This is a genomic window from Carboxydocella sp. JDF658, assembly GCF_002049395.1.
GTDB lineage: Bacteria > Bacillota.
Genome location: NZ_BDLR01000179.1, coordinates 1 through 234 on the forward strand (window position 1 = coordinate 1; position 234 = coordinate 234).

The 234-nt window shown below is 59.4% G+C and carries 1 rRNA gene; it reads right to left on the reverse strand.

The window, feature by feature from the left end:
• Positions 1 to 234, reverse strand: a 23S ribosomal RNA gene (locus JDF658_RS13255); the annotation flags it as partial.

The following is a 234-nucleotide window of genomic DNA, read 5'->3' on the forward strand; positions in this document are numbered from 1 at the left end:
GTTCTCTCGCTCGCCTTAGGATTCTCTCCTCACCTACCTGTGTCGGTTTCCGGTACGGGCACCATACCCCCTCCTTAGAGGCTTTTCTCGGCAGTTTGGCGTCAGAAGCTTCGCCCTTACGGGCTCCCCTTCACCTCTCAGGATTTCCGTGAGGCGGATTTGCCTGCCTCACTCCCTACTGGCTTGGACCGGTACTTCCAATCACCGGCTCTCCCTAGCCTCCTGCGTCACCCC